General features: G+C 24.5%; 8 protein-coding genes. 4 read left to right on the top strand and 4 right to left on the bottom strand.

The genetic code is table 11. The features are described from left to right. Nucleotides 1–268: HTH domain-containing protein (locus Q0V09_RS06310; protein WP_297487731.1), on the top strand; the 268-nt coding region annotated here is incomplete at its 5' end. Between the two features lie 35 nt (nt 269–303). Here the strand turns inward: Q0V09_RS06310 and Q0V09_RS06305 are convergent. Beyond that, on the bottom strand, nt 304–1,230 hold the full coding sequence (locus tag Q0V09_RS06305) for an AEC family transporter (protein WP_297407061.1): 927 nt from the start codon (nt 1,228–1,230) through the stop codon (nt 304–306). Nucleotides 1,231–1,254: 24 nt separating this feature from the next. Further along, a complete protein-coding gene (locus Q0V09_RS06300; RefSeq protein ID WP_297487729.1) occupies nt 1,255–2,424 on the bottom strand; it encodes a malic enzyme-like NAD(P)-binding protein in 1,170 nt (389 codons plus the stop codon). A 180-nt stretch (nt 2,425–2,604) separates the two neighbouring features. Between Q0V09_RS06300 and Q0V09_RS06295 the strand changes: the two genes are divergently transcribed. Next, a complete protein-coding gene (locus tag Q0V09_RS06295) occupies nt 2,605–3,051 on the top strand; it encodes a DNA starvation/stationary phase protection protein (protein ID WP_297406651.1) in 447 nt (148 codons plus the stop codon). A 39-nt stretch (nt 3,052–3,090) separates the two neighbouring features. Here Q0V09_RS06295 and Q0V09_RS06290 read toward each other — a convergent pair whose 3' ends face one another. After that, nucleotides 3,091–3,906 (bottom strand): nitroreductase family protein, encoded by an 816-nt coding sequence (locus Q0V09_RS06290; RefSeq protein ID WP_297406649.1) that lies wholly within the window; start codon nt 3,904–3,906, stop codon nt 3,091–3,093. A 21-nt stretch (nt 3,907–3,927) separates the two neighbouring features. Then, nucleotides 3,928–4,398 (bottom strand): GNAT family N-acetyltransferase, encoded by a 471-nt coding sequence (locus Q0V09_RS06285; RefSeq protein WP_297406647.1) that lies wholly within the window; start codon nt 4,396–4,398, stop codon nt 3,928–3,930. Nucleotides 4,399–4,680: 282 nt separating this feature from the next. On the opposite strand from Q0V09_RS06285, the gene Q0V09_RS06280 reads away from it, so the two are divergent. Together Q0V09_RS06280 and Q0V09_RS06275 are read left to right on the top strand one after the other, a co-directional pair. Further along, the gene (locus tag Q0V09_RS06280) at nt 4,681–5,358 is read left to right on the top strand and encodes a hypothetical protein (RefSeq protein ID WP_297487727.1); all 678 of its coding nucleotides are present in this window, start codon (nt 4,681–4,683) and stop codon (nt 5,356–5,358) included. Further along, nucleotides 5,351–6,395 (top strand): TetR/AcrR family transcriptional regulator (locus Q0V09_RS06275; RefSeq protein WP_297487725.1); only part of this gene is annotated, 1,045 nt, incomplete at its 3' end. The genes Q0V09_RS06280 and Q0V09_RS06275, both read left to right, overlap by 8 nt.

Genomic DNA, 6,395 nt, shown 5'->3' with positions numbered 1-6,395 from the left:
AGAATATGATACTTACTTTACTACAGAAGGGTCACTTGAATTACCTAAAGGAATAAATAAAAATACCCTTGAAAAAATAGAATCATTTTTAAGTGATAACAAAAAAAAATGGTGGAATGCAAATAAAATATCAGAGCATTTAAATATTAGCACCGTTACTTTAAATAAATATTTAAAATATCTTGTTAGTTTAAATAAATTAAGTGTTAATGTTTCTCATGGAGAAGTTGGAAGGCCTGAAAATTTCTATAAATATTTAAATATTTAAAAAATCTCGGAAAATATTTTCCGAGATTTTTTTATTTAAAGTATAAATGAGATTATAAAACTCAATGTTATTATTGAAAAAATAGTTCCTAATATTGTAGAACTTGAACTTTCAACTTCAGATACTCCATATTTTAATCCAAACATTGTTGAAATTGTAGCTGTTGGCATTGCACATAGAAGTAATATCTCTTTTGCCATCATTCCTTTTAAATGGAATAAAACAAGTAATGCCGCCATTAAAACTGGCTGTAATATATTTTTCATAAAAATATTGAAATAAACTTCAGTTGATAAAACAATTTTATAACTTGCCATTATTAATCCTAAAGAGAATAGTGACACTCCTGATGTACTTTTTCCAATAAGTTCAAATGAATGAGAAATAACTACTGGAATATGTATCTGTAATACAGAACATAGTAATCCTAAAATAGGAGCTATAATCAATGGTTTTTTAATACAATTAATCATACTTGATTTAATTATAGCCATTGGACTTGCTGATGCATTATTAGACTCTAAAATAATAGTTGTTAATGGTATCATAAATATACTTGTAATTACATTACCAATTGCTACAGAAATCAGTGCTTCTGGTCCTATTAAAGATGTAAGAACAGGAATACCCATAAACGCCATATTAGGGAATGCACAAACTATTGCTCCTTGAGCTGCTTTTCTTGAATCATATTTAAATACATGCTTTTTGATTATAAATGATAAAGCATATAGACCCATAAGAGCAAGAGCAAAAGATGAAATTATTTTTGGATCTAATAATTTTTTTGGATCAGCTTTTGCACTTCCTATAAATAGATGTAAAGGAAAACTGAACATCATTACATAGTCTGCAAATGCCTTTTTGTGCTCTGTTGAAACAATGTTTTTCTTACCTGAAAACCACCCTAAAGCAATTACAAAAAACACTGGGACAATAGAACTTAATATCGTATTTAACACATTAAAACCTCACTTATTATTATATTATTTTTTTACTAAATCTGAAATTGCTTTTGCAACTGCTTTTGCAACTCTTGGATCAAAAGGACTTGGAATTACATATTCTGCAGATAACTCTTCCTCACTAATTAAGTTTGCTATTGCATTTGATGTTGCGAATTTCATTTCTTCAGTTATTTTTTTAGCTCCACTTTCTAAAGCACCTTTAAATAACCCAGGGAATGCAAGAACATTATTAACTTGATTTGGATAATCTGATCTTCCTGTTCCAACTATTCTAGCTCCTGCTGCTAATGCTTCATCTGGCATTATTTCTGGAGTTGGATTAGCCATTGCAAATACAATTGCATCTGTATTCATTTCTTTAACCATCTCTGGTTTTAATAATCCTGGAGCTGATACACCTATAAAGATATCTGCACCTTTTATAGCTTCTCTTAATCCACCTTTTGTATTATGTTTGTTTGTTATTTCAGATAATTCAGTAGTTAAGAAGTTGTACTCTCTATTTTCATCTTCTCTAGCTATAATTCCATCAATATCAATAGCTAAGATATCATCTACTCCTAATTTTTTAATCATTTTAATTATTGAAGATCCTGCTGCTCCAGCTCCACATACTACTACTTTCGCTTTAGAGAAATCTTTCTTTAAGAATTTGTATGAATTTAAAATTCCAGCTGTTACAACTATTGCTGTTCCGTGTTGGTCATCATGGAATACAGGAATATCTAATTCTTCTTTTAATCTTGTTTCTATTTCAACACATCTTGGAGCTGAAATATCTTCTAAATTAATTCCACCAAAACTTGGTGCTAATAATTTACAAGTTCTAATAATCTCTTCTGTATCTTGTGTATCTAAACAAATTGGGAATGCATTAACTCCTGCAAACTCTTTAAATAAAATAGCTTTTCCTTCCATAACTGGTAATGCTGCTTCTGGTCCAATATTTCCAAGACCTAAAACTGCTGATCCATCACTTATAACTGCTACCATATTTCCTTTTGATGTATATTTATATACGTCTGCTTTATTTGCAGCAATTCTTCTACAAGGCTCTGCTACTCCTGGTGAATAAGCAAGACTTAATTCTTCTTTTGAAGTTACAGGTATTTTACTGATAACTTCTATCTTACCTCTATTTTTTTCGTGAAGTTCTAAAGATTGTTCATAAACAGTTTCTTTTTTCATATTACATCTCCTAAAAATTTTATTAAATTTGTTTTCATGATTATTTTATCATATTAAATAAGTAAAGAAAATTTAGTAAAATTTCTAAATAATTAATTAAATTAATTAAGTAAATAAAGGATTATTGTTTATTTATTGAAAAGATAGTTATAACAATTTATTATATTTTAAGGAGGATTTATGGATAATAGAAAAGAGTTAATATTACAGATGAATAAATTTATAGGTGATTTACATATTTTTAAAACTAAACTACATAATTTTCACTGGAATTTAGTAGGTGAACAATTCTTTGTACTACACCCCATGTTAGATGAAATTATGGCTGAAGTAGATTTACAAATTGATTCTGTGGCAGAAAGATTATTAATGAAAAAAGAAAGACCTTTTGCATCTCTTGATGTTTATTTAAAGCATACCATTCTTCAAGAATTAGAAAGTAAAGCATATAATAGTAGAGAAGCTGTGTCTGCTATTCATGAAGACTTTAAATTATTATTAACAGAGATTAATATAATTCTAAAACTGGGAGAAACTTTAGATGATCAAGAAACCCTAGCTTTAATTACTGATATTGGTGCTTTATATCAAAAACATATTTGGATGTTTGGAGCTTGGTTAGCATAAAAAAAGGGGATAAAGATTTTTCTTTATCCCCTTCTTTATTTATATAAATAGTATTTCTGATGTTTTTCTAGGAACTGTTCTCCTAAAAGATATATCAGGATATCCAATAACCATACATGATACTATCTCTTGAGATTCTTTAAGACCTAAAAATTTTCTTATTTCATTGTTAGACTCTGCAGCCTTAACAAAAAAACCACTAAATAAAGCACCTAATCCTAAACTATTTGTTAAAAGTTCCATACTTCCAGAAGCTAGTGATCCGTTAACTATTGATTCAGAAACTACAATAATTAATAAAGGTGCATGAAAAAATAAATTATCCTCTTCTTTTGGAGAGCTTATATATTTATTATACATTCCCATCCACATTTTTGCATATTTTAAATATAACTTATTTTTTGATGTTTCTAATAACTCTTTCCCTATTTTATTTAAACTTTCAAGAGTTAATTTTCTTAATTCTTCAATCTTATTTTCTACAACAACATATGATACATTCTGACTATTACTTGCTGTTTCTGTAAATCTCCCAGCTTCTATTATTTTTAATATTTTTTCTTTTTCTACTTTTTTATCTTTAAAATGTCTAATTGTTCTTCTGAATTTTATAAAATTTAATAAATTTTCAGATTCTACTGTAAACGTATTTTTATTATATTCTTTAACATCATCCATATTATATTCATCTGTAGAAACTGCATTTACTGGACAAACAGCTATACAATGACCACATTTAAAGCAAGTTATATTTCTTATGCTAGCCTTTCCATCTATCATTTTAATATCATTGGCAAAACAATCACTAATACACATACCACAGCCTATACATTTTTCTAAATCAATATTCATCATAATAATTCCTCACTTAATAATTTATTTTAATTCTAATCTATAATTTCTTTTTAAAAAGCCATGTTTTTCATAAAATTTAAGAGCATTGTGATTAAAACACCAAGTAGTTAACTGAATAGTGGAAATATTATGATCCTCTCTATATTTTTTTAAATAATCAATAAATAAACTTCCTATTCCTTTTTTTTGAAATTGAGGAAGAGTTCCTAATATTTCAATAAGTATTACACTTCTTTTGTACATTAAATTATTTTCAGCAATTTTTATTATTTCAAACATACATGCCCCTACAATCTCTTCATTTATTAAAGCAACTATAATTTTTTTGTTTTCATTTTTTATATTTTTTTCAAACTCATCTATTAAAAAAAAATTTATAGATTCTTTAAATACATCAGGCCTTTCTTTAACATGAATATCATGAGTATATGAAAAAATTTGATTTACTTGATTAAAATCATTTATTAATGCTTCTCTTAATTTAATCTCCATAACTTCTCCTTTTCAAAACTTGATACTTAATATATACCTTATTATAGATATATTTGTCAATTATATCTATTTTGAATAAACAAATATTGAAAAAAAGAGTAATTTAATATATAATACTCTGTACATCACACTTTTAATGTATATTTAATGGGGGGGATTACACTGAAAAAATATATTATTATAGTATTTATAATATTTACAAATACTTCAATTGCATGCAATAGTGAAATATATTTAAATAATATTATTAATATAGTTTTATCTCATGAAGGTAACCATCTTATGAGAAATAAAAAAGAATATTCTAAATATGGAATTAGAAACTTTATTCTTATTGAATATAATAAGATTAAATTTACTAATTATAAAATTGAAACATTAACTAAAAATCAAGCTATTGAAATATCTCTATATCTATTAAAAAAATATAGAGTTGATGAAATTAATAATTGTAATTTAAAATTAGCATTATTTGATACATTTTTTAATACAGGTTATGGTACCGGTAGTAATCTTATCCAAAAATCTATCAATAGATATTTTAATAGCAATAAAATTTCCATTGATGGAGTTATGGGAAGCAATACTATTGATCTATTAAATTCAATAGGAGAAGATCCTTATTTTTATAAAGTTTTCTTTCAAGAAAGATTAAATTATTATATGAGTTTAAAAAGTTGGAATACATATGGTAATGGTTGGAAAAAACGTATTCTTTCTTATTCCACTGTAGAAAAACTTAATCTTTTAAATTTTGAATATCATTTAAAAAAGAAAGAAGCTTTAAGTGATAACTCATTTATTTTGATTTCACAATCAATAAATTATGAAAAAATCTCATATCCATTTTACAATAAATATATTTTATTTGGAAAACTTATTTATCTTAATTATATTAATTTTTTTATTTTTCAAAAAAATATATATATAAATAAAATTGCTGGAGGAATTAATGCTTAGTACTAAAGATAAAATTATAAACGCTTCGATTAATCTATTTTATGACATTCCATATGCTGATGTTTCTTTACTTGAAATTAGTAAAACTGCAAATATTTCAAATGGAATTATATACAAATATTTTAAAAATAAAGAAGATCTATTTAAATTTTTATTAGAAATGATATCAAATAAAATTGAAAATAAATTAAAATATATTTCAAGTAATACACTAGAAGATGGATTAAATATATATATTGAAAAAAATTTAGAAATTACAAGAGAAGAATATAAATTAATAAAAATTTTTAGAGAAGGCCAATATCGTTTTATAGAATTTGAACATAGAATAAAAAAAGCATATTTAAAATCTTTAGAATCTATTTTCCAAAGAAAACTTAATAAATATGAAATTATGTATATATTAGGTGCAATTAGATATATAAATATTAGTTTTTCTTCTAGAAATCTAAAACTTGATATTAAATTTTTAGTTAATATTCTTTTAAATGGTTTTTCTAAAGAAAAAATATTCCCTATTGAAAATATTTTTGAAATGGAATTATATCAAAGAAAAAGACTCAATACTAACAATAAAAAATATCAATTGTTAAAAAAAGGGGAACTATTGTTTGGAATGAGAGAATATCATGATGTTAAAATTAAAGATCTTGCCAAAGCTATGGATATATCTGTTGGATCTTTTTACTCATTTTTTCCAACGAAAGATATTTTTTTAAATGAAATTATTGATCATTTAAAAAAAGAGATATTATTTTTAGTTAAAGATAATTATAACAAAGATTTACAAACAAATGAACTTCATACAATGTATCTTTTTTTATTCTTAGAATATTATAAAGAATCTAGTTTTAAGTATAAGTTGTTACGAGATATTGAATTTTTACATTTTGATATCTATATTGATTTTTTAAATAATATTGAAAGTTTTTATATTTCAACCTTACATAAAAATATCAATAATTTTGATGAAAAAAGAATAATTTCTAATTTATTACTAGGAATTCAACACTATATGATTATAGAGATATTTTTTA

It is taken from the genome of uncultured Cetobacterium sp., from assembly GCF_947039425.1.
In the GTDB taxonomy this organism is placed as follows: Bacteria; Fusobacteriota; Fusobacteriia; order Fusobacteriales; family Fusobacteriaceae; genus Cetobacterium_A.
This window is presented reverse-complemented; position numbering and strand designations above follow the sequence as displayed.

What these genes read in the sequence shown, in the direction of transcription:
- Q0V09_RS06300 (WP_297487729.1), bottom strand. Translation starts at nt 2,424, where the DNA reads ATGAAAAAAGAAACTGTTTATGAACAATCTTTAGAACTTCACGAAAAA.
- Q0V09_RS06280 (WP_297487727.1), top strand. Translation starts at nt 4,681, where the DNA reads ATGAGAAATAAAAAAGAATATTCTAAATATGGAATTAGAAACTTTATT.
- Q0V09_RS06295 (WP_297406651.1), top strand. Translation starts at nt 2,605, where the DNA reads ATGGATAATAGAAAAGAGTTAATATTACAGATGAATAAATTTATAGGT.
- Q0V09_RS06285 (WP_297406647.1), bottom strand. Translation starts at nt 4,398, where the DNA reads ATGGAGATTAAATTAAGAGAAGCATTAATAAATGATTTTAATCAAGTA.
- Q0V09_RS06290 (WP_297406649.1), bottom strand. Translation starts at nt 3,906, where the DNA reads ATGATGAATATTGATTTAGAAAAATGTATAGGCTGTGGTATGTGTATT.